We start from the raw sequence: 21,064 nt of genomic DNA on the forward strand, positions 1-21,064 counted from the left end.
CGGCTGGAACCGGATCTCCCGCCGCCCCGCGTACGGCCTTTCCGGTTTCCGACGGCGTCGGAGCATCAGAGCACCAGGAAATACGAAGCGGACGGCCCCCTGAGGTTTTCCGGTTATGACCGTCCCCGCCTGGTTATGCGACCGGCCGCCGGGCCCGGCCACGGCCCGCGCCGGTCCGGCAGATTGGCCGTGCCCGGGCGCGACACAGAACCGCACCGCACCGCACCACCACCCACGACAAGGAGCGCTGATGCAGGACGTTGCCGGTTCCCACCCCCCTGCGGCCCACCCGTCCGACCAGGCCCGCACGGCGCTCGCCACCGACCGCTCCCCCCTGGGCGAAGCGGCCCGCTGGGCCGTGGACCTGCTGACGGCCCCCGCCCCGCCCGCCGAGGACGCGGTCGCCGCGCGCTTCGTACCCCCCACCCCCGGCCGTACAGCGCGCGACTTCCTCGTACGGCTCCGGGAGTGGCGGGAGCAGGGGCCGTTCACGGTCGAGGCGTACGAGCCCGTCGCCCACAAGGCCTGGATCGTCCTCGCCGGTGCCGGCGGCGCCCGCCACACCCTGTCGCTGACCCTGGACTCCACCGGCCTCGTCCGGCTGTTCACCCTCCGGCCCGAGACCGTGATCCCGTACGTGGGCACCTGGGCCGAGGTGGAGGACGCGCTGCGCACCCCCGGCGTCCAACACTCCGTACTCGCGGCGCGGCTCACCCCCGCCGGACCCGACGGACCCGCCGGACCCGACGGACCCGGCAGCCCCGACGGACCCGCCGACCCCGAGATACTCCACGAGTCGGCCGCCGGCCTGCCGATGCCCACCGGCTCGGCGTACAAGCTCTTCCTCCTGCGCGCGCTCCTGGGGGCCGTCGAGGAGGGCCGGGTGAGCTGGGACGACGAGGTCGTCGTCCGCCCCGAGTCGCGCAGCCTGCCCACCGGCGACATGCAGGAACTGCCCGACGGGACACGGGTGTCGGTCCGCGAGACCGCGACCAAGATGATCGCGATCAGCGACAACACCGCCGCCGACCTGATCGTGGGACTGCTGGGCCGTAAGGCCGTGGAGGACTCGCTGGCGGACGCCGGGCACCACGATCCCGCCCTCCTGCGCCCCTTCCTGACCAGCCGCGAGTTCTTCGAGCTGGGCTGGGGCGACCCGGCGCGGCTCGCCGAGTGGGCGCGGCGGGACGAGGCCGGACGGCGCGCGCTGCTGCGCGAGATCGACGGACCCCTCACGGTGGGACTGGCCGATCTGGGCGAGACGGTGCACCGGACGGGCCTCGACTGGTTCATGGACGCCCATGACGTCCTGCGGGTCCTCGACGGGCTGCGGCGGGACAGCGCGCGGGACACCACGGGCACCGCGGAGCGGATCCTCACCGCCAACCCCGGGCTGCCGGTGGACCGTGACCGCTGGTCGCGGGTCTACTTCAAAGCCGGTTCCAGCCCAGGCGTGATGATGTACTCCTGGCTCTTCGAGGACGCCGCCGGCGAGGCGTGGGTCCTGGTGCTGCGGCAGTGCGCCGACGAGCAGAAGACGATCGGCGACGGTCTGTTCCTGCGCGGGATCGGCCGGCGGATCGCCGAGTCCGGTCTGCTGTCGGCGGTGACCCGATGAGCGCCCGGGACCGGCTGCTCGCCGTCCTGGTCGCCGTGGTGTGGGGCGTGAACTACCTCGCGGTGCGCGTCGGGCTCGACCACTACCCGCCGGTGTTCATGTCGGCGCTGCGGTTCGTGGTGCTCGCCGTGCCGGTCGTCCTGTTCGTGCCCTGGCCGAAGGTCAAGGTGCGCTGGCTGGTGCTGTACGGACTGGGCTACGGAGTCCTGCAGTTCGGGCTGCTTTTCCTGGCGATGGACCAGGGCATGCCGGCCGGGCAGGCGTCGGTGGTGGTGGAGGCGTCGGCGCCGTTCACCGTGCTGCTCGGACTGCTGCTGGGCGAGCGGGTCACCGGGCGGCAGGTCGTCGGGATCGTGCTCGCCGCGGCCGGCCTGACCGCCATCGCGGTCGAACGCGCCCGGGGCGCCGCGCTGCTGCCGCTGGTGCTGACCCTGCTGGCCGCGCTCGGCTGGGCGCTCGGCAACATCGCGGGCCGCAAGGCCCGGCCCGACCATCCGCTGCGGTTCGCCCTGTGGATGTCGGTGGTGCCGCCGCTGCCGCTGCTCGCGCTCTCCGCGATCCTGGAGGGCCCGACGACCGGCTGGCGGGCGTTCGGTGCCTCGTTCTCCGCCGAGGGGGTGCCCGGCCTGGTGGCGCTGCTGTACGCCGCGCTGGCCGGCTCGGTGGTCGGCGCCGGCATCTGGACGATCCTGCTGAAGCGGTACGAGGCGGGGACGGTCGCCCCGTTCTCCATGCTGGTGCCGGTCGTCGGCGTCGCGGTGTCCTGGATCTTCCTCGACGAACATCTCTCGGCCTCGTCGGCGGTGGCCAGTACGGCGATCGTCGCCGGTGTCCTGGTCGGCAGCACGACCCGCCGCCCGTCCCCGGCCGACCGGGCCGGGGACCCGGCCGGCGAACCGGAGCCGGCCCACGAACCGGCCCCGGCCTCCGACGTCACCGACGCCCCCGACGCTCCCGCCGCCCCCGGTCAGTCCTCCGCGCCCGCGTCCCCGGCCCAGAAGACCCAGCGGTCGTAGGGCTCGAACCCCATCGCCTCGTTGAGCGCGATCATCGGGTGGTTGTCCTCGGCGTTCGCCGTCTCCAGGAACCGCACCTCCGGCTCGTGCCGCAGCACCTGGGCCAGATTGGCCAGCTTCAGGAGCATGCCGAGCCGGTGGCCGCGGTGGTCGCGGTGCACCACCGTCATGCCCTGGAGGGCGTACGCCGGGTTGCCCGTCGTCTTGGACACGCTGGTGTAGCCGGCCAGGACGCCGCTCGCCTCGTGGACCACCCCGGTGTGGTGGGCTCGCCGGCCCCGGCCGATCCGCATCGTCTCGAACTGCCGGGCATAGCTGGTCCGGACGTCCGCCTCGTCCTCGGCCGCGGGCTCGTCACCGAGCGACAGTTCGAGCCGGGACACCTGCACGGCGTACTCGTCCGGGGTCCGGGTCCCCCAGCTGACCAGGGCGTACCCGGCCGGTACGGCGGGCACCCCGGCCGCCAGCGGATCGGTCCGGCCGAGGTCCAGCCACTGGTGCAGACCGGCCGGGATGCCGGAGCGGCGCGCGCCCACGGCGTCGGCGAAGGCGGCGGCCCCCGGGTCCCGCCGCGGACCGGAGGGCAGGCTCTCCACGACCATGCCGGTGAGCGCGGTCCGCCCGTGCTTGCGGGCGAGGCGCACCGCGTGCCCGTACAGCGCCCGGCCGATGCCCCGGCGGCGTACCCCCGGATGGACGATCAGCTGGTCCACCCGGGCCGACGGCGCGCCCTCGGGCAGCGCGAGGCGCAGCGCGCCGACCAGCCGGCCGCCGCTGCGGACCACCCAGTCGTCCAGGAGGGTGGCGGGCGGGGCGAACCGCAGCGAGCCGATCAGGTCGACGTTGCAGGGCGGGGCGGAGCGCGGCCCGGTGGCGGCGGTCACGGCCACCAGGTCGAGCCACTGCCCGGCCGTCTCGTCGTCGGCGGCGCTGAGCGGGACGAACTCCAGGTCGTACGGCGGTTCGTGAGCGGCGTCGTTCATGCGGTGTCCTTCGTGTCTTCGTACGGGGCACGGGGGGTACGGGGGCGCGGAGGTACGGGAATGCGGAGGTGCCGGGATACGGGGCGCGGAGGCCCTACGAGCCGCAGCCGCAGCCGGAACCGGAGCAGCAGCCGCAGCCTGAGTCGGAACCACAGCCGGCACCAGCACCGCAGCCGGACGGCGCCTCGGCGGCGAGGCCCATCGCCTGGATGTCGTACAGCCCGAAGGCCGGGTGGACATAGACGTTGGTGACCCAGGGGTTGCGGAAGTGCAGCGTCTTGTCGTGCACGAGCGGCAGCAGTACGGCGTGGTCCATGACCCGGCGCTCCACCTCCCGCCAGTGGCGGGTGCGTTCGGCGGGGTCGGTGCTGTGCAGGGTCTGGTCGATCAGCCCGTTGACCACGGGGTCGTCGAGTTCGGGCAGGTTCCAGTTGCCGCCGTTGCGCTTGATCTGCCGGCCGTCCACCAAAGGCGCGAGGAAGCCGTACTCGGTGGGGAAGTCCGCGCCCCAGTCGGTGACGATCAGCCCGAGCCCGTGCTCGCGGACCGTGCCGGGGTGTCCGGCGCCGAGCCGGAAGTACGTGGCCACGTCGAGTTCCTTGACGGTCAGCCGGATACCGACCCGGGCCACCGACTCGGCGAGCGCGTCGGCGACCATCCGGAACTTCCCGCGCTGGGTGCCGATCACCGCCTCGAAGCCGTCGGGCATGCCCGCCGCCGCGAGTTCGGCCCGGGCCGCCGCCAGATCGCCGCGCAGATCCGGCCCTGCGGGGTACGGATCGAGGTCCTGGTGCGCGGGCAGCCGAGGCGGGAACAGGGCCGAGGTCAGATCCCCGCCGGTGACGGGGCCGCCTCGGGCCTCCTGGAGCAGGATCCGGTCCGCCGCGTAGTGCACCGCCCTGCGCGCGTGGATGTCGCCGAACGGCGGGATGTGCGGCTGGACGGCGACGAAGTGCAGGAAGCTGGTGCGCGGGTTGTCGGTGTGCGAGCGCAGGACGTCGTCCTTCGCGACCCGGTCCTGGGCGGCGTGCTGGAGCCCCCGGCCCTCCAGGTTGATGTCGAACTCGCCGTCGATCAGGCGGGTGTCCAGCTCGTCGACGTCCACCCCGATGGCGAGCTCCACCCGGTCCGGCAGCGCGGGCCGCAGCGGGTCCGTCGCCCGGTCCCAGTACGGGTTGCGTTCCAGGCTCAGCCGGGAGCCGGGCCGGTGTTCCGCGACCCGGTAGGGCCCGCTGGACAGCGGCGCCTCGCCGTAACGGGCGCCGGTGTCGGCGCGCTCGGGCACCGGGGCGGTGCACGGCTGCGCCATCAGATGGTCGAAGTCGGAGAAGGGCCGGTTCAGCCGGAACACGATCGTGTGCTCGCCGTGTACTTCGACCGACCGCAGCGGCGTGTCGGCGCGGTACGGCCCCGGGTAGGGCCGGTCCGGGTCGTCGAGCAGCGGGACCAGATACGTCGGCCCGCCCGGCAGTACGTCCTGCGCGAAGATCCGCAGGACGGCGTGCCGGATGTCGGCGGCCGTGATCGGGCTGCCGTCGTCGTAACGCAGCCCCGGCCGCAGCCGGTACGTCCAGGTCCGGCCGCCGTCCGCGACCTCGGCCGGGCCCTCGGCGAGGTCCGGGACCGGGACGAGCCCGGCGGGTCCGGGGTCGGTCGGATAGGCCATGAGGGTCCGGTTGAGCATCCGCTGGAGCAGCCACACCCACACGTAGTAGGTACGGGCCGGGTCGAGCGAGTCGACATCGGCGGACGAGACCAGGCGCAGCGTTCCGCCGCGCCGGCCGGACGGATTGACCAGGGCTCCGGTACCGGCGTTCCAGCCGGCACCGGGACCGGAAGTCGGCAGCCCCTGGACGTACGGCAGGCCCGACGCACCCGGTCCACCCGGCACGCTCGGCACACTCGGTGCACTCATCGAGAGGTCCTCTCCAGTCGGAGGAGAAAGGAATGTTCCCGGGCGGCGAGACAGCCGCGCGCGAGCTTGGCCTCGACGCTGCCGATCCCGGCGTGCAGCACGGGCACGCCCTGCTCGGCGGCGGCCTCCATGACCCGGTAGTACAGGACGTCGTAGTAGAGCGGCAGCTTGCCCTGGGCCTCGTAGTCGAAGCCGGCCCGGTGGCCGAACCACTCCTCCCGGCCCCGGGCGCGCGAGCGCAGCACCATGCCGAAGCCGATCGGCACCCCGTCCTTGCGGGCCACCGACACCATCGCGTCGTCGCCCATGACCTCGCCGATCCAGCCGATCATCCCGGCCGAGTGCTCGGGCGAGGCGGGGTTGCCGTACTTCCGCAGCAGATTGCAGTCGAGTTCGCCGAGCCGGGGCACCAGCTCCGGGGTGATCCGCTCGATCCGCGTCTCGATGCCCGCCTCGGCCAGGGCCCGGCGCTCCAGACGCACCCGGCGGCGCCGGTGCTTGCTCATCTCCGCGAGGAACTGCTCCCAGCCGCCGGGCGGCACGGCCAGCCAGGCGTAGTGCGCCGACGGGTGCGAGCGGTAGCCGCGCGCCGCGAGCAGCTCCATCAGGGCGGTGTCGCGTTCGTCGACGTGCGGGAAGCAGACGGTGGCCGCGCCGCGCTCGCGGGCGATCGCCTCCGCCTCCTCGACCAGGGCCGCCATGTCCTCGGGCAGGGCGTCCGAGGCCGTCAGCGGCCGGGTGCGGCCCAGGTGCCGACCGCCGCACACGAGCGACGGCAGCAGCCCCGCCGGGTCGCCGCCGGCGGTGTCCCGGAGCCGGGCGAGCGCCTCCGGCTCCTCCTCCGCGACACCCTTCTCCAGCATCGCGTCGGGGCGGGCGAGCAGCCAGGGCACCGTGTCGTCGGCCCAGGCGGTGACCAGGGCCGCCATCGGCCGGCCGGCCCGGCGGCGGACCAGGAAGTCCATGGTGGTGCCGGAGTTCTTCTCCTGGACGGCGAGCCAGCGCGAGGACTGGAAGAAGTCCTCCGGGCCGGCCAGCTCCGCCCAGCCCGCCGCGTCCAGGGCGGCGGCCCCGGGCACCCGCTCCACCACGGCCCGCGCCCCGGCGGGCACGTCGCCGCTCACGAGCGCCCGGTCCCGGCGGCCCCGGAGCCGTTCTCGGCCCCGCCTTCGCCTTCGCCCCCGGCCCCGGCGGCACGGGCCCCGTTTTCCGCCTCGTCCTCCTCGACCACGAAGTCGAGGTACGCGGCGGCCTTGTCGGCCAGCGCCTGCGCCTCCAGCCGGTCGGGCCCGGTGCAGTAGGTGAAGCCGACGCAGGAGGAGTTGTCCATGCGCTGGAGCAGCTTGTCGCCCTTCTCCACGTGCAGCAGCACCTGCACGCCGGGCACCGCCTCGGCCGCCTCGACACCGTCGACCCGCTTCAGGGTGCCGCGCCGCGCCGGGTAGATCATGCGGACGGCGGCGCCGCCCCGGTGGACGACGGGCTCGATCGGCGGGACCTCGCCGATCGTGAGGAGCCACGCGTCGAGGATGGGACTGCGCCCGGTGACATCGGTGACCAGCATCGTCATACAGCTCGACGGGGTGCGCGGGTTGGCCTCGATGACCCGCCAGCCGCTCTCGGTGCGCCGCACCTCGGTGTGGCAGGGCCCGTGCCGGTAGCCGATCGCCTCCAGGGTCGCGCGGACGACGCCGTACAGCGCCTCGCGCTCCTCGTCGGACAGCGGCACCGGGAAGGTGTGCCCGCACTCGATGTACGCCGGATCGCCGAACAGGTCCTTGGAGGTGACGCCGAAGACATGGGTGTGGCCGTCGACGGTCATCGTCTCGACACTGACCTCGACCCCTTCGACGTACGTCTCCAGGAGCACCTCGCCGGTGCGCGGCTGACCGCGCAGGCTCCGTCTGACCCGGGTCAGCTCCTCGAAGGCCTCGGTCAGCTGCGCCATGTCGTCGACCCGCCGGACGCCGTAGCTGATCGCCTCGGCCGGCGGCTTGGCGATCATCGGGAAGCCGAGCCGCCGGGCGGCCTCGGCCAGCTCGCCGGTGCTGGAGACCAGCATGTGCGGGATGTTGTACGGCACGTCGCCGAGCGCGACCCGCAGCCGGTCCTTGACGTTGGCGGTCTCCACGGCCTCGGGGTCGGGCCCGGGCAGCCCGAGCCGCCGGGCCGCCCGCGCGGCGAGCAGCGTGTGATAGTCCGAGAACGAGGTCAGGCCGTCGACCAGCGGCCGGCCGCCGTCGTCGGTGACGACGGCGAGGACGGCCTCCAGGTCGGTGGTGTCGACGTCGATCACCCGGTCGACGGCCGCCCCCAGGGGGTGGGAGTCCCAGTCGTGGCCGTGGGTGTACCAGCTCCGGTCCCCGGTGAGCAGCCACACCTCCAGACCGTTCTCCCGGGCCTGGTGCAGGCCCAGGACGAAGGGATGGTTCTGCATGTGCTCGACGATCGCTATCCGCTTGCCCGCGAACGTGGCGTAGTCGGCCAGGGGTGTGGTCATCGAACCGCCTCCGAGAATCCCCGCGCAGTCGCTTGAGTCGCTTGAGTGGGACTCAGTTGACCGCGCCGCCCTCCCGGAGGTCACGAAGGAGACGGCGGAGCGCATAGGGGGCGGGCCAGGCGCATAGGAAGAACGGCGCCGCGGGGCGCACGGCGGGTGTCTCACACGGCGACGAGCCGGACCTGTCCTCCGCAGAGCTTGCTCATGTCGTCGGTGTCTTCGGTGTCGGAGGTCGGCATGATCACCGGGTGCTGCTGCCGCAGGGCGGCGGGCCACCGCTCGTCCTCGGCGAGCCGCTCGTCCGGGCGGACCGGTCTTCCTCGGCGAGGATTCCGTCGCATACCTGCTGTGCCCACCGCCGCGCCGACTCGGACACCGGGCCCTTGCGGCGCTCGTAGTCGGCCAGGTACGCGTCCAGCACCTGCCCCCTCGACTCCCGTTCGACGGCTGCCGCGACGAACGCGGAGAACTCCCGCTTGCCGACCCGGGTCCGGATCGCGGGCCCCTCACCCCTGCCGTAAGCCTTCTCGGACATACCGGCCATTGTGGCGGACGAGCAGGGGGCAGAAGCCCCGGACACGGGGACGAAAACACCCCCCTGACCGCATCTACGCAGGTCAGAGGGGTGTCATCCGGTGGAGCCTAGGGGAGTCGAACCCCTGACATCTGCCATGCAAAGACAGCGCTCTACCAACTGAGCTAAGGCCCCGGAACGAGACCAGAGTACCGGGTCACCCCCCGTATCCCGCAAAAGGATTGGGACTCCCCGGATCCGACCACTCTCCGTAAGATGCTGACCGGGGTTCGCAGTGGCGAACCCAAGGGATGGGGAGAAACAGTCATGGACACAGCGCAGCAGGAAGCCACGGCAAGAGCCCGCGAGCTTCAGCGCAGTTGGTACGGGGAGCCGCTCGGCGCGCTCTTCCGCCGGCTGATCGACGACCTCGGGTTGAATCAGGCCCGGCTCGCCGCCGTGCTCGGCCTGTCGGCGCCCATGCTCTCCCAGCTGATGAGCGGCCAGCGGGCCAAGATCGGCAATCCCGCCGTGGTCCAGCGGGTCCAGGCGCTCCAGGAGCTGGCCGGACAGGTCGCGGACGGCAGCGTGAGCGCCGCCGAGGCCGCGGACCGGATGGACGAGATCAAGAAGTCGCAGGGCGGCTCGGTGCTGACCTCCGGCACCAACGGCCAGTCCACCGGAACGAGCGGGGCGCCGACCGTGCGCCGGGTGGTCCGCGAGATCCAGTCCCTGCTGCGCTCCGTGGCCGCCGCCGGCGACATCCTCGACGCGGCCGACTCGCTCGCGCCCGCCCACCCCGAGCTGGCGGAGTTCCTCCGGGTGTACGGCGCCGGGCGCACCGCGGACGCGGTCGCCCACTACGAGGCGCACCAGAACTGACGCGGGACGGCCGGATCCGGCTACGGGCCCGGGGACGGGTCCGACCGGCCCACCGGCCCACCGGCCCACCGGCACGAGCCGAGCGGGCACGAACCGAGCAGGACCTGGCCGGGCGGGGCGGGGCGGGCCGGGCGCGTCGGGCGAAGTCGAATCGAGTCGAATCGAAGTCGGGCAGTCGGCCGTCGCGTCCGTCGCGGCGGCCGAGACGGACGGACGTACGTACGGGGAGCGGGCGCAGCGCGATGGGTGAGATCTTCGCGGGTCGGTACGAGCTGATCGATCCGATCGGCCGCGGCGGGGTCGGCGCGGTCTGGCGCGCCTGGGACCACCGGCGCCGCCGTTACGTGGCGGCGAAGGTGCTCCAGCGGAGCGACGCCCACTCGCTGCTGCGCTTCGTGCGCGAACAGGCGCTGCGGATCGACCATCCGCATGTCCTCGCCCCGGTCAGCTGGGCCGCCGACGACGACCAGGTCCTGTTCACCATGGACCTGGTGGCGGGCGGCTCGCTGTCGCACGTGATCGGGGACTACGGCGCGCTGCCGCCCCGCTTCGTGTGCACCCTGCTCGACCAGCTGCTGTCCGGGCTCGCCGCCGTGCACGCGGAGGGGGTCGTCCACCGCGACATCAAGCCGGCGAACCTTCTGATGGAGGTCACCGGCACCGGGCGGCCGCATCTGCGGCTGTCCGACTTCGGCATCTCCATGCGCAAGGGCGAACCGCGCCTCACCGAGACCAACTACGTGGTGGGGACGCCCGGTTACTTCGCGCCCGAGCAGATGCTGGGCGCCGAACCGGACTTCACGGCCGACCTGTTCGCGGTCGGTCTGGTCGGTCTCTATCTGCTCCAGGGCGCGAAGCCCGACTCGGACGCGCTCGTCCTCCGCTTCCTCGACCACGGCACCCCGGGCGCCCCGGAGGGCATCGCGGAGCCGCTGTGGCAGGTGCTCGCGGGGCTGCTCCAGCCCGATCCGCAGGCCCGGTTCCGGACGGCCACGGGGGCGCGCAAGGCGCTGAACACGGCGGTCGAACTGCTGCCCGACCCGGGTCCCGGCGGTGAGGACCCGGTGGAGATCTTCGACCAGATCGGTCCGCTCCCGACCGGCTTCGGCCCGGACGGCCCCGAAGTACCCGAGGCGCCCGAGGCCCCCGAACCGGACCCGGCTGCGCCGCTGCCCGGACCGTCCGAGACGGGCAGCTTCCATCTGCCGCCGCCCCCGCCCCGTACCCCCGCGCAGCCCGCTCCCACACCCGCGACGCCCGCCGCGGCGGCCCCGGCACCCGCCCCGGCTCACCCCCAGCCCCAGCCCCAAGCGCAGTCCCCGGCACAGCCCCAGGCGCCGCAGCCCGCGTACGCCCCGCCGGCGCCCGGCTACGGTCCTCCGGCCGCGCCCCAGGCGCCCTACGGACCGCCCTACGGCCCCGCCACCCCGACCGCCCCGTTCGCACCGCCGACCCCGGCCCCGGCCCCGACCCCGATGGCGCCCTTCTCCGCGCCCGCGCCCGCGCACGCCCCGGCACACACTCCCGCGCACCCCCCGGCGCCCGTTCCGGCGCGCCGCCCCGGCCCTCCGGCCAAGGTGGCGGTCCCGGTCCTCGTCACCGCGCTGGTGTGCCTCGCCGTGGGCATCTGGGCGCTCATCCAGGCATAGTCCCGGCGGAACCACCCGCCCCGCCCGGCCCGGCTCCCGGCCCAGCGCCCGTACCGACAGCCGTCCCGACTCCCGCTCCCGCTCCCGCTCCCGCTCCCGCCGCCACCCGCCGGCCCAACACCCACCACGCACCGAGCCCGAGCAGCAGCACCGTCCCGGTGCCGATCCCGGCCATGCCGACGATCCGCAGGGTGGCATCGGCTTCGCGCCCCGGCACGGCCACGCTCGACCCGTTCTCGGCCGCGTCCCGGTCGTCGCCGGTCACCGCGAACGGCCCGGCGTCCCCCTGATAGGCGGGCCCCGCCTCGGCCTTCCCCCGGACGGTCACCCGCAGCGTCAGCGGCAGCGGCCCGTCCCCGTACGCCTCGGCCAGCCCGGGGCTCAGGGTGGCCGACAGGTAGTACCAGCCGGCGAAGCGCATCGCGCTGGTCCGGCTGTTCGAGGCGAACCGGTTCTCGTAGGCGACCGGCCGCTGCGCGTCGAGCGTCATGCTCGCCGGGCCGCCGGAGTAGCCGCTCTGACGGCCGTCGACGTGCCCGTACGCCGGGTTCTCCAGGGAGAGCGCGAGCGCGCCGCCGAAGTACGTGCTCGCGGCCGGGCTGCTGCCCAGCTCGGCGCCGACGAAGAGCTGCTGGCCCCAGTCGACCGGCACCCGGTAGAAAACCGTCCGGCCGGGCCGCAGATCCGTCCGCCACTCGCCCTGGCCGAGGGAGACCGCCTCGTGCAGCCCCGCGCCGCCGTCGCGCCGCCGGGGGCCTCCGGCGGGCGGCTGGGGCGTACCGGAGGCCCAGACCTCCGGCAGCTTCGTCGGCCCGACCGGCTTCACCCCCGGCTCGGTGCGCAGCCGGATCTCCAGCTCCCAGTCGCCCGGGTCGGAGTCCTCCTTCGAGGAACGCTCGACCAGGACGTAGTACGCGCCCGCCTGCCGGCACGTACTCGAATCGGGCTTCAGGGTGCGATCGGCATATGCCACGATCGGCCGCCCGTAGTCACCGGACCCGAAGCCCTCGTTCTGGTAGCCGCACTGCGTCCCGGAGCCGTCCCGCATGCTCACCTTGAGGCCGTCGGCGAAGGTCGCCACGGTGCCCGGCTTCGGTACGGCGACCACCGAGGCATATGCGTTCCGCTCGCCGTCCAGATCGACCCGGTAGTAGAGCTTGCCGTCCTTCGCGAGGGTGTCGCGGTACGTCCGGCCGTCCGCCAGCCGCTCGGCGTCCAGGGTCGAGACGGCGCCCTTCACCCGCGGCGCGTCCGCCTCGAACGCGTACCCCTGCCCGCCCGCTCCGGCCCGGGCCCCGGCCGCCCCGGTCCCGTCACCGCCGACCGCCCACGCCGCCCCGCCCGGCACCGCGAGCGCCCCGCACACCGCGGCGCACACCACCGCGCCCAGCGCTCCCGCCGTACGGCCGCGGCCGCCACCCCGTCGCCTGTCCACACGCGCCCCCTCCTCGTGTCCGTGCCCGAGACCCTACAGACGCACGGGACCAGGACGGACGTTCGCTCGGGTGAAGCGGGGACGGGGAAAGGCCCTCCGGCACAACCTGACCCACCCCGGAAACAGAGTGGGGCCCCGACCGCTTTCGCGGCCGGGGCCCCACTCACAGACGACGTTTCGTCTCACACACCCGAACCTGCGGGCACGGAGTCGGTCGCCTCCGTCCACAGATCCTGCTCGGCGCGATCCGCCTGGATCTGGCGGTACACGAGGAGCCCGCCGATGGCGGCCAGTGCGACCAGGAGAAGCTTCTTCACCGCGCGACCTCGTCTTTCGTAGGCGTAGGAATTCTGACGCCCACTCTACACACCGGCCATCGTGGACAAAGCAATCGGCCCGGACAGGTGAACTGTCCGGGCCGATCGATGCTGTGGGGCTAACAGGATTTGAACCTGTGGCCTCATCCTTATCAGGGATGCGCTCTAACCAACTGAGCTATAGCCCCGCCGCGCTTTGCGGAGTGTGTCCCGCGCGCTGACTCCTGAAGATTAGCGCACGTGGGGGCCAGTCCCAAAATCGGTTTCCCGGGACGGCCCCCACGCGGTCACTCGTCCTCGGCCAGCGTCAGCTCGACACCGCCCACGAAGCCCGCCGACAGGTTGTAGATGAACGCGCCCAGCGTCGCCAGCGCCGTCATCAGGACGACGTCGATCACGGCGATCACCGAGGTGAACATCAGCACCCGCGGCAGCGACAGGAAGGACTGCAGGTCGAAGCCGTTCGACTCGTTGGAGCCGGTGGCCTCGCTGATGGTGCCGCCGACGGTCGAGAAGACGCCCATGGCGTCCATGACCATCCACAGCACCGAAGCCGCCACCACCGTGCACACGCCGAGCGCGATGGAGAGCAGGAAGCTCACCTTCATCACCGACCACGGATCGGCCTTGGCGACCCGCAGGCGCGCCTTGCGGGTGCGCGGCGTGGTGCGCGCGCCCGTACGGGGCTTGCGCGTCGCCTCGGTCCCGTTCCGGCCGCCCTGCGTCCCGCCCCCGGCCGTGGTGTCCGCGGCCCCGCCGGCCGCCGTGCCCTGACCGCCGGCGCCGTACGCCTGCGGCGGGTGGTACGGGCCCTGCTGCCGCTCACCGGCGCGCTCGCCGGGCAGCGGCCCGTTGTAGGCCTCGTACGAGGGCTGCTGCCCCCGAGTGTCCGTCACCGTAACCCCCTGGGAGTCCGTGGCGGAGCCACGGGCACCGTTTGATCCTGCGGACCGTCCGTCGACCGGACCGGTGCCCGTGGCTCCACTCACGCTCTACTCCTCGTGCTCCCCGGCCGGGGCCTAGATGCCCTCGGCCGCCTCGGCCCCACCGGCCGACTCGGCTGCTTCCCCGACGCCGCCATCGGCGCCGCCGTCGACGTCGACATCGCCGCCGACCTCGACGTTTCCGTCGCCGTCGCCGTCCACATCGCCGTCCACGTCGTCGTCCTCGCCACCCGCCTCGGCGTTGCGGGCGATGCCGACGACGGCATCGCGCTTGCCCAGGTTGATCAGCTGGACGCCCATCGTGTCACGGCCGGTCTCCCTGACTTCGTTGACTCGCGTACGAATCACACCGCCGGACAGCGTGATGGCGAGGATCTCGTCCGTCTCCTCCACCACCAGCGCGCCCACGAGCGAACCGCGGTCCTCCACGATCTTGGCGGCCTTGATGCCGAGGCCGCCGCGGCCCTGGACGCGGTACTCGTCGACCCCGGTGCGCTTGGCGTAGCCACCGTCGGTCGCGGTGAAGACGAACGTACCGGGCCGGACGACATTCATCGAGAGAAGCTCGTCGTCCTCGCGGAAACTCATCCCCTTGACACCGGACGTCGCTCGTCCCATCGGACGCAGCGAGTCGTCCGTCGCGGTGAAGCGGATCGACTGCGCCTTCCTGCTGATGAGCAGCAGGTCGTCGGTCGCCGACACCAGCTCGGCGCCGATCAGCTCGTCGTCGCTGCCGTCTTCCCGCTCGCGCAGGTTGATCGCGATGACACCACCCGACCGAGGCGAGTCGTAGTCCTTCAGCGCGGTCTTCTTCACCAGACCCGCCTTGGTCGCCAGGACCAGGTACGGCGCGGCCTCGTAGTCGCGGATCGCCAGGATCTGGGCGATCTGCTCGTCCGGCTGGAAGGCCAGCAGGTTGGCCACGTGCTGACCGCGCGCGTCCCGGCCGGCGTCCGGCAGCTCGTACGCCTTGGCGCGGTAGACCCGGCCCTTGTTGGTGAAGAAGAGCAGCCAGTTGTGGGTGGTGGTGACGAAGAAGTGGTCGACGATGTCGTCCTGCTTCAGCTTCGTCCCGCGCACGCCCTTGCCGCCGCGCTTCTGCGAGCGGTAGTCCTCGGTCTTCGTCCGCTTCACATAGCCGCCACGCGTGATGGTGACGACGATGTCCTCCTCGGCGATCAGGTCCTCGATGGACATGTCGCCGTCGAAGGGCACCAGCTGGCTGCGGCGGTCGTCGCCGAACTTGTCGACCAGCGCCGCCAGCTCCTCGCTGACGATCGTCCGCTGCTTCTCCGGCGAGGCCAGGATCGCGTTGTACTCGTTGATCTTCGCCTGGAGCTCGTCGTGCTCGGCGACGATCTTCTGGCGCTCCAGGGCGGCGAGCCTGCGCAGCTGCATCTCGAGGATGGCGTTGGCCTGGATCTCGTCGATCGCCAGCAGGTCCATCAGGCCGCCGCGGGCCACCTCGACCGTGTCGCTGCGCCGGATGAGCGCGATGACCTCGTCGATCGCGTCGAGGGCCTTGAGCAGACCGCGCAGGATGTGGGCGCGCTCCTCGGCCTTGCGCAGCCGGAACTTCGTCCGGCGCACGATGACCTCGATCTGGTGCGCCACCCAGTGCCGGATGAACGCGTCCAGGGAGAGGGTGCGCGGCACACCGTCGACGAGCGCCAGCATGTTGGCGCCGAAGTTCGTCTGGAGGTCGGTGTGCTTGTACAGGTTGTTGAGGACGACCTTGGCGACGGCGTCGCGCTTGAGCACGATGACGAGGCGCTGGCCGGTACGCGAGGAGGTCTCGTCGCGGACGTCGGCGATGCCGCCGATCTTGCCGTCCTTCACCAGGTCGGCGATCTTCTGCGCGAGGTTGTCCGGGTTGGTCTGGTAGGGCAGCTCGGTGACCACCAGGCACTGGCGGTTCTGGATCTCCTCGACCTCGACGACCGCGCGCATCGTGATGGAGCCGCGGCCCGTGCGGTACGCCTCCTCGATGCCCTTGCGGCCGACGACGAGCGCGCCGGTCGGGAAGTCGGGGCCCTTGATGCGCTCGATGAGCGCGTCGAGCAGCTCCTCGTGGCTCGCCTCGGGGTGATCCAGGAACCACTGGGCGCCGTCGGCGACCTCGCGCAGGTTGTGCGGCGGGATGTTGGTCGCCATGCCGACCGCGATACCGGCGGAACCGTTGATCAGCAGGTTCGGGAAGCGGGCGGGCAGAACGGTCGGCTCCTGGGAGCGGCCGTCGTAGTTGTCCGTGAAGTCGACGGTCTCCTCGTCGATGTCGCGGACCATCTCCATCGACAGCGGCGCCATCTTGCACTCGGTGTAGCGCATGGCGGCGGCCGGGTCGTTGCCCGGGGAGCCGAAGTTGCCGTTGGAGTCGACGAGCGGCATCCGCATCGCCCAGGGCTGGGCGAGACGGACCAGGGCGTCGTAGATCGAGGAGTCGCCGTGCGGGTGGTAGTTACCCATGACGTCACCGACGACGCGGGCGCACTTGTAGAAGCCCTTCTCGGGCCGGTAGCCGCCGTCGTACATCGCGTACAGGACGCGGCGGTGCACCGGCTTGAGGCCGTCGCGGACGTCGGGGAGCGCGCGGGACACGATGACGGACATCGCGTAGTCGAGATACGAGCGCTGCATCTCGGTCTCGAGCCCGACGGGCTCGATCCGCATCTGCGGGCCCTCTTCTTCGGTGGTGCCGGTCGGCGTGGTTTCGTCGGCCATTGCTGGTCGTCAGTCCTTTCGTACGGTCAGCTGAGACCGACTCAGATGTCGAGGAAGCGAACGTCCTTGGCGTTGCGCTGGATGAACGAGCGCCGCGCCTCGACGTCCTCGCCCATCAGCACCGAGAACAGGTCGTCGGCCTGCGCCGCGTCGTCCAGGGTGACCTGGCCGAGCACACGGTGGTCGACGTCCATGGTGGTGACGCGGAGCTCCTCGGCGTTCATCTCGCCGAGACCCTTGAAGCGCTGGATCGAGTCCTCGCGGATGCGCTTGCCCGCCTGCTTGCCCAGCTCGACGAGCGCGTCGCGCTCGCGGTCCGAGTACGCGTACTCGATCTCGTCCCGGCCCCACTTGATCTTGTAGAGCGGCGGACGGGAGAGGTAGACGTGACCGGCCTCGACCAGCGGGCGCATGAAGCGGAAGAGGAACGTCAGCAGCAGGGTGTTGATGTGCTGACCGTCGACGTCGGCGTCCGCCATCAGGATGATCTTGTGATAGCGGAGCTTCTCGATGTCGAAGTCCTCGTGCACACCGGTGCCGAAGGCGGAGATCAGCGCCTGGACCTCGGTGTTCTGGAGGATCTTGTCGATCCGGGCCTTCTCGACGTTCAGGATCTTGCCGCGGATCGGCAGGATGGCCTGGTACATCGGGTTACGGCCGGACTTCGCGGAGCCGCCGGCGGAGTCACCCTCGACGATGAAGATCTCGCACTTGGTCGGGTCGTTCGACTGGCAGTCGGACAGCTTGCCCGGCAGCGACGCCGACTCCAGCAGACCCTTGCGGCGGGTCAGGTCGCGCGCCTTGCGCGCGGCCACGCGCGCGGTGGCGGCCTGGATGCCCTTGCGGATGATGTCCGCGGCCTCGTTCGGGTTGCGGTCGAACCAGTCCGTCAGGTGCTCGAAGACGACCTTCTGGACGAAGGTCTTCGCCTCGGTGTTGCCGAGCTTGGTCTTCGTCTGGCCCTCGAACTGCGGCTCGCCGAGCTTGACCGAGATGATCGCGGTCAGACCCTCGCGGATGTCGTCACCCGTGAGGTTGTCGTCCTTCTCGCGCAGCAGCTTCTTCTCGCGCGCGTACTTGTTGACGAGGGTCGTCAGCGCCGCGCGGAAGCCCTCCTCGTGCGTACCGCCCTCGTGGGTGTGGATCGTGTTCGCGAAGGAGTACACGCCCTCGCTGTACGACGAGTTCCACTGCATCGCGATCTCGACGGAGAGCAGCCGCTCGGTGTCCTCGGCCTCGACGTCGATGACGGTCGGGTGGACCAGGTCGCCCTTGCGCGAGTTGAGGTACTTCACGAAGTCGACGATGCCGCCCTCGTAGTGGTACTTCACCGTGCGCGCGGTGGGCTGGGCGGTGGCCTCGGCGTCCGGGTCGTCGGCACCGACGGTGGCCTTGGCCGACTCGCGCTCGTCGGTGAGCGTGATGGTGAGGCCCTTGTTGAGGAAGGCCATCTCCTGGAAGCGGCGCGAGAGCGTCTCGAAGGAGTACTCGACGGTCTCGAAGATCTCGGGGTCGGACCAGAAGGTGACCGACGTACCGGTCTCCTCGGTCGCCTCGTGCTGGGCCAGCGGCGCGGTGGGCGCGCCCATCTTGTAGTCCTGCGTCCAGCGGTGGCCGTCGGTCTTGATCTCGACCGCGACCTTGGTGGAGAGGGCGTTGACGACGGAGACACCGACGCCGTGCAGACCACCGGAGACCGCGTAACCGCCGCCGCCGAACTTGCCGCCCGCGTGCAGGACCGTCAGCACGACCTCGACGGCCGGCTTGCCCTCGGACTCGACGATGCCGACGGGGATGCCACGGCCGTTGTCGACGACGCGCACGCCGCCGTCGGCCAGGATCGTGACGTGGATGGTGTCCGCGTGACCGGCCAGGGCCTCGTCGACCGAGTTGTCGACGACCTCCTGCACCATGTGGTGCAGGCCGCGCTCGCCGGTCGAGCCGATGTACATACCAGGGCGCTTGCGCACGGCATCCAGGCCTTCGAGGACCTGGATGTTGCTGGCGGTGTACTGGTTGTTCTCGTTGGAATTGCCGGAATCGGCCACGAAGCGCCCTTTCTGGCACAGCACAGGCCGTTCTCCGGGCATACGGGAGCGGCTGCGTCGTTCGACATGTTCCGCAGTGTGGCGGGTTTGGCTCCCAGTCTACCGGTACCACTGACAGTCATGGGGGTTTGCCGGTCCCTGAAAGCTCATGTGCCGCCCTGAGCGGGCGGAAGACGACTCCCCATATCAAGGGAGGGGCTTCAGGGGCCTTAGACGGCCACCTAGCGCTTCCGGTCGTAGCGCGTAGTGGCGACCGGCGGCCAGGACGGGGGTTTGGGGGCATTTCCCCCGCATCGGGGGGCGGCGAACGCGCTGCGGAACTCTCCGCCGTGCACGAGTCCGCGCAGGTGGGCGCGGGTATCGAGGAACACCGCGGGCCGCCGAGGAACGCTGCGGGGGACCGCGGGACGCCGGGCGGCGCCGAAGGGTGCGGAGGGTCATCGGCGCGTCACCCGGAGGCAGGACCGGGCGCCGGAAAGCCGGTCACGCGAAGATCCGGGGGCGTGACCGTGGGGAGATTGTGGAGATGGGGAGGTACCGGGACGATTCGCGGTACCTCTGCCGCACCTCTGCCGCTTGCGCCGACCGGGAAGCCCTGTTCTTCGGGCGGGTGCCGGGATCGGGCGTGAGGATCGGGCAGCTCGGGCGGGTCGGGCGGGTCGGGTCTACCCGTAGGTGTCCCCCGGGCCGACGCTTCCGGGCGCCCGCAGCGGCCCGTAGCCGCGGCGCGGTCCGCCCGGCCCCAGGACCTTGATCATCCGTACGGTGCCGTGTCCCAGGTCCTCGTTGAGCCGGGCCACCAGCCGAGGCGCCAGCAGCCGCAGCTGGGTCGCCCACGCCGTGGAGTCGCACTGCACGGTGAGCACCCGCTGGTCCGGCTCCTCGTCGTACTTCAGCGGGACGCAGTGCTTGGCCAGGTCCTCGCCCACGATCTGCGGCCAGCGGCCCATGACCCCGCCGACCGCCGCCGGCGTCTCCCAGCCGCGCTCGGTGATCAGCCGGGTGATCGCGGCGCCGAGCGCCATCGGGTCGCGGCCGTCCGCACGGGCGCCGGAGCGCAGTCCGCCGCCGCGCCGCGCCTGCTTCTTCTGGGCCGCCGCCGCACCCCGGGCACGGGCCTGCTCCTTGGCGGCGCGCAGCGCGACGCGCGCGAGATCCACGCCGGACGGCTCGGGGGCCTTGGCGGCCTCCGGCTTGTCCACAGGCTGTGGGGAAGTTTCTCCGTTCACGACCCGGCCGGCCTCTCCACCGGTTCGACGTACTCGACCGGTTCGACGGGCTCGACGGCGTGGGGCTCGGCCTCCACCGGTGCGGCGGAACCGGGTACGCCGGACACCGTGCCCGGCTCCCCGCGCGTGATCCGCTCGACGGTCCCGCCGGACACCGCGTACCGCGTCCCCGCCAGCACCCCGGGCACGTCGTCGTCGACCGCCGCCGTGACCAGCACCTGCTCACCGGGGGCCACCAGCTCCGCGAGCCGCTCCCGGCGGCGCGCGTCCAGCTCGGCGAAGACGTCGTCGAGGACCAGCACCGGCTCGTTGCCCTCGGAACGCAGCAGCTCGTACGAGGCGAGCCGGAGCGCCAGGGCGTACGACCAGGACTCGCCATGGCTCGCGTACCCCTTGGCCGGCAGATCGCCCAGCTTCAGGACCAGATCGTCGCGGTGCGGGCCGACCAGCGTGACGCCCCGCTCGACCTCCTGCTTGCGGTGGTCGGCGAGCGCGGCGAGCAGCTGCCCGTACAGCTCCTCGCGGGTGTGCCCGGAGCCGGGCGCCGAACAGCGGTACTCCAGCTGGACCGGGCCGCCGCCCGGCGCCAGCTGCTCGTACGCCTTGTCGGCGAGCGGGCGCAGCACCCCGATCAGATCCAGCCGCCGGGCGAGCAGCTCGGCACCGGCCCGGGCCAGATGCTGGTCCCAGACGTCCAGGGTGGACAGGTCCAGGGAACGCCCGCCGTGCCGCCGGGCCATGGCCGTGGACTTCAGCAGGGTGTTGCGCTGCTTGAGCACCCGCTCATAGTCGGAGCGCACACCCGCCATGCGCGGCGCGCGCGCCGTGATCAGTTCGTCGAGGAAGCGCCGGCGCTCGCCGGGGTCGCCCTTGATGAGCGCGAGATCCTCCGGTGCGAACAGCACCGTCCGTACGATGCCCAGCACGTCACGCGGCTTGACCTGCGAGGACCTGTTGATGCGGGCCCGGTTCGCGCGGCCCGGGTTGAGTTCGAGCTCGACCAGCTGGGAGCGCTCGCCCTGGGTGACCGAGGCCCGTATGACGGCCCGCTCGGCGCCCATCCGCACCAGCGGGGCATCGGAGGCGACCCGGTGGCTGCCGAGGGTGGCGAGATAGCCGACGGCCTCGACCAGATTGGTCTTGCCCTGGCCGTTCGCGCCCACGAACGCGGTGACGCCCGGGTCGAGCGGGACCTCGACCCGGGCGTAGGAGCGGAAGTCGGCCAGCGACAGATGCGTGACGTGCATGGTGGGCGCCGACCTTCCCCGGCCGGCTGTGCACCGCGCGGTGCAC

Annotated in this window: 15 protein-coding genes, 2 tRNA genes and 2 pseudogenes; 4 read left to right on the forward strand and 15 right to left on the reverse strand. The window is 72.2% G+C overall.

The genetic code is table 11. The features are described from left to right. The first annotated feature begins 250 nt into the window (after nt 1-250). Nucleotides 251-1,618, forward strand: a complete 1,368-nt coding sequence (locus tag ABZ990_RS08085) for a serine hydrolase (RefSeq protein WP_361227100.1) — start codon at nt 251-253, stop codon at nt 1,616-1,618. After that, on the forward strand, nt 1,615-2,634 hold the full coding sequence (locus tag ABZ990_RS08090) for an EamA family transporter (protein WP_361227103.1): 1,020 nt from the start codon (nt 1,615-1,617) through the stop codon (nt 2,632-2,634). Before ABZ990_RS08085 ends, ABZ990_RS08090 begins: the two co-directional genes overlap by 4 nt. On the opposite strand, the gene ABZ990_RS08095 is transcribed toward ABZ990_RS08090, so the two are convergent. The 7 genes and pseudogenes from ABZ990_RS08095 to ABZ990_RS08125 all read right to left on the reverse strand — a co-directional run bounded on the left by ABZ990_RS08095 (nt 2,586) and on the right by ABZ990_RS08125 (nt 8,741). After that, complete coding sequence (locus ABZ990_RS08095; protein WP_361227106.1) at nt 2,586-3,617, reverse strand: GNAT family N-acetyltransferase; 1,032 nt, start codon at nt 3,615-3,617, stop codon at nt 2,586-2,588. The genes ABZ990_RS08090 and ABZ990_RS08095 overlap by 49 nt on opposite strands. Nucleotides 3,618-3,711: 94 nt before the next feature. Beyond that, the gene (locus ABZ990_RS08100; RefSeq protein WP_361227109.1) at nt 3,712-5,532 is read right to left on the reverse strand and encodes an ABC transporter substrate-binding protein; all 1,821 of its coding nucleotides are present in this window, start codon (nt 5,530-5,532) and stop codon (nt 3,712-3,714) included. Next, entirely contained in the window at nt 5,529-6,656 is a 1,128-nt protein-coding gene (locus ABZ990_RS08105) for a GNAT family N-acetyltransferase (RefSeq protein ID WP_361227112.1), read from the reverse strand. Before ABZ990_RS08105 ends, ABZ990_RS08100 begins: the two co-directional genes overlap by 4 nt. Next, a complete protein-coding gene (locus tag ABZ990_RS08110; RefSeq protein WP_361227114.1) occupies nt 6,653-8,032 on the reverse strand; it encodes an ATP-grasp domain-containing protein in 1,380 nt (459 codons plus the stop codon). Before ABZ990_RS08110 ends, ABZ990_RS08105 begins: the two co-directional genes overlap by 4 nt. A 161-nt stretch (nt 8,033-8,193) precedes the next feature. Next, a pseudogene (locus ABZ990_RS08115) lies at nt 8,194-8,301 on the reverse strand (DNA-binding protein); the annotation flags it as partial. Further along, on the reverse strand, nt 8,274-8,567 hold the full coding sequence (locus ABZ990_RS08120; RefSeq protein ID WP_361227117.1) for a hypothetical protein: 294 nt from the start codon (nt 8,565-8,567) through the stop codon (nt 8,274-8,276). The pseudogene ABZ990_RS08115 and the gene ABZ990_RS08120, both read right to left, overlap by 28 nt. Nucleotides 8,568-8,668: 101 nt before the next feature. Beyond that, nucleotides 8,669-8,741, reverse strand: a tRNA-Ala gene (locus ABZ990_RS08125). Nucleotides 8,742-8,873: 132 nt separating this feature from the next. On the opposite strand from ABZ990_RS08125, the gene ABZ990_RS08130 reads away from it, so the two are divergent. Together ABZ990_RS08130 and ABZ990_RS08135 are read left to right on the forward strand one after the other, a co-directional pair. After that, the gene (locus ABZ990_RS08130; RefSeq protein ID WP_361227120.1) at nt 8,874-9,428 is read left to right on the forward strand and encodes a DNA-binding protein; all 555 of its coding nucleotides are present in this window, start codon (nt 8,874-8,876) and stop codon (nt 9,426-9,428) included. 242 nt (nt 9,429-9,670) lie between these two features. Beyond that, a complete protein-coding gene (locus ABZ990_RS08135; RefSeq protein ID WP_361227123.1) occupies nt 9,671-11,077 on the forward strand; it encodes a serine/threonine-protein kinase in 1,407 nt (468 codons plus the stop codon). Here ABZ990_RS08135 and ABZ990_RS08140 read toward each other — a convergent pair. The 8 genes and pseudogenes from ABZ990_RS08140 to recF all read right to left on the reverse strand — a co-directional run. Next, the gene (locus ABZ990_RS08140; RefSeq protein ID WP_361227126.1) at nt 11,064-12,512 is read right to left on the reverse strand and encodes a hypothetical protein; all 1,449 of its coding nucleotides are present in this window, start codon (nt 12,510-12,512) and stop codon (nt 11,064-11,066) included. The genes ABZ990_RS08135 and ABZ990_RS08140 overlap by 14 nt on opposite strands. A 182-nt stretch (nt 12,513-12,694) precedes the next feature. Then, complete coding sequence (locus ABZ990_RS08145) at nt 12,695-12,829, reverse strand: DLW-39 family protein (protein WP_003958712.1); 135 nt, start codon at nt 12,827-12,829, stop codon at nt 12,695-12,697. Nucleotides 12,830-12,943: 114 nt separating this feature from the next. Next, nucleotides 12,944-13,017 (reverse strand) — tRNA-Ile (locus ABZ990_RS08150). Nucleotides 13,018-13,116: 99 nt separating this feature from the next. Next, the gene (locus ABZ990_RS08155) at nt 13,117-13,725 is read right to left on the reverse strand and encodes a DUF3566 domain-containing protein (RefSeq protein ID WP_361227129.1); all 609 of its coding nucleotides are present in this window, start codon (nt 13,723-13,725) and stop codon (nt 13,117-13,119) included. Nucleotides 13,726-13,848: 123 nt separating this feature from the next. Next, on the reverse strand, nt 13,849-16,494 hold the full coding sequence (gyrA, locus tag ABZ990_RS08160) for a DNA gyrase subunit A (protein WP_361227132.1): 2,646 nt from the start codon (nt 16,492-16,494) through the stop codon (nt 13,849-13,851). A gap of 41 nt (nt 16,495-16,535) precedes the next feature. Continuing rightward, a complete protein-coding gene (gyrB, locus tag ABZ990_RS08165) occupies nt 16,536-18,566 on the reverse strand; it encodes a DNA topoisomerase (ATP-hydrolyzing) subunit B (RefSeq protein WP_361227135.1) in 2,031 nt (676 codons plus the stop codon). 641 nt (nt 18,567-19,207) lie between these two features. Further along, a complete protein-coding gene (locus ABZ990_RS08170; protein WP_361227138.1) occupies nt 19,208-19,744 on the reverse strand; it encodes a DciA family protein in 537 nt (178 codons plus the stop codon). 155 nt (nt 19,745-19,899) lie between these two features. Further along, a pseudogene (recF, locus tag ABZ990_RS08175) lies at nt 19,900-21,018 on the reverse strand (DNA replication/repair protein RecF); the annotation flags it as partial. Between the last annotated feature and the right edge of the window lie 46 nt (nt 21,019-21,064).

The organism is Streptomyces sp. NPDC046203 (genome assembly GCF_040646255.1).
Taxonomy (GTDB): Bacteria; Actinomycetota; Actinomycetes; order Streptomycetales; family Streptomycetaceae; genus Streptomyces.

Excerpts from the sequence above, each read along its gene's own strand:
- ABZ990_RS08085 (WP_361227100.1), top strand. The coding sequence starts at position 251 with ATGCAGGACGTTGCCGGTTCCCACCCCCCTGCGGCCCACCCGTCCGAC.
- ABZ990_RS08090 (WP_361227103.1), top strand. The coding sequence starts at position 1,615 with ATGAGCGCCCGGGACCGGCTGCTCGCCGTCCTGGTCGCCGTGGTGTGG.
- ABZ990_RS08095 (WP_361227106.1), bottom strand. The coding sequence starts at position 3,617 with ATGAACGACGCCGCTCACGAACCGCCGTACGACCTGGAGTTCGTCCCG.
- ABZ990_RS08100 (WP_361227109.1), bottom strand. The coding sequence starts at position 5,532 with ATGAGTGCACCGAGTGTGCCGAGCGTGCCGGGTGGACCGGGTGCGTCG.
- ABZ990_RS08110 (WP_361227114.1), bottom strand. The coding sequence starts at position 8,032 with ATGACCACACCCCTGGCCGACTACGCCACGTTCGCGGGCAAGCGGATA.
- ABZ990_RS08120 (WP_361227117.1), bottom strand. The coding sequence starts at position 8,567 with ATGTCCGAGAAGGCTTACGGCAGGGGTGAGGGGCCCGCGATCCGGACC.
- ABZ990_RS08130 (WP_361227120.1), top strand. The coding sequence starts at position 8,874 with ATGGACACAGCGCAGCAGGAAGCCACGGCAAGAGCCCGCGAGCTTCAG.
- ABZ990_RS08135 (WP_361227123.1), top strand. The coding sequence starts at position 9,671 with ATGGGTGAGATCTTCGCGGGTCGGTACGAGCTGATCGATCCGATCGGC.
- gyrA (WP_361227132.1), bottom strand. The coding sequence starts at position 16,494 with ATGGCCGACGAAACCACGCCGACCGGCACCACCGAAGAAGAGGGCCCG.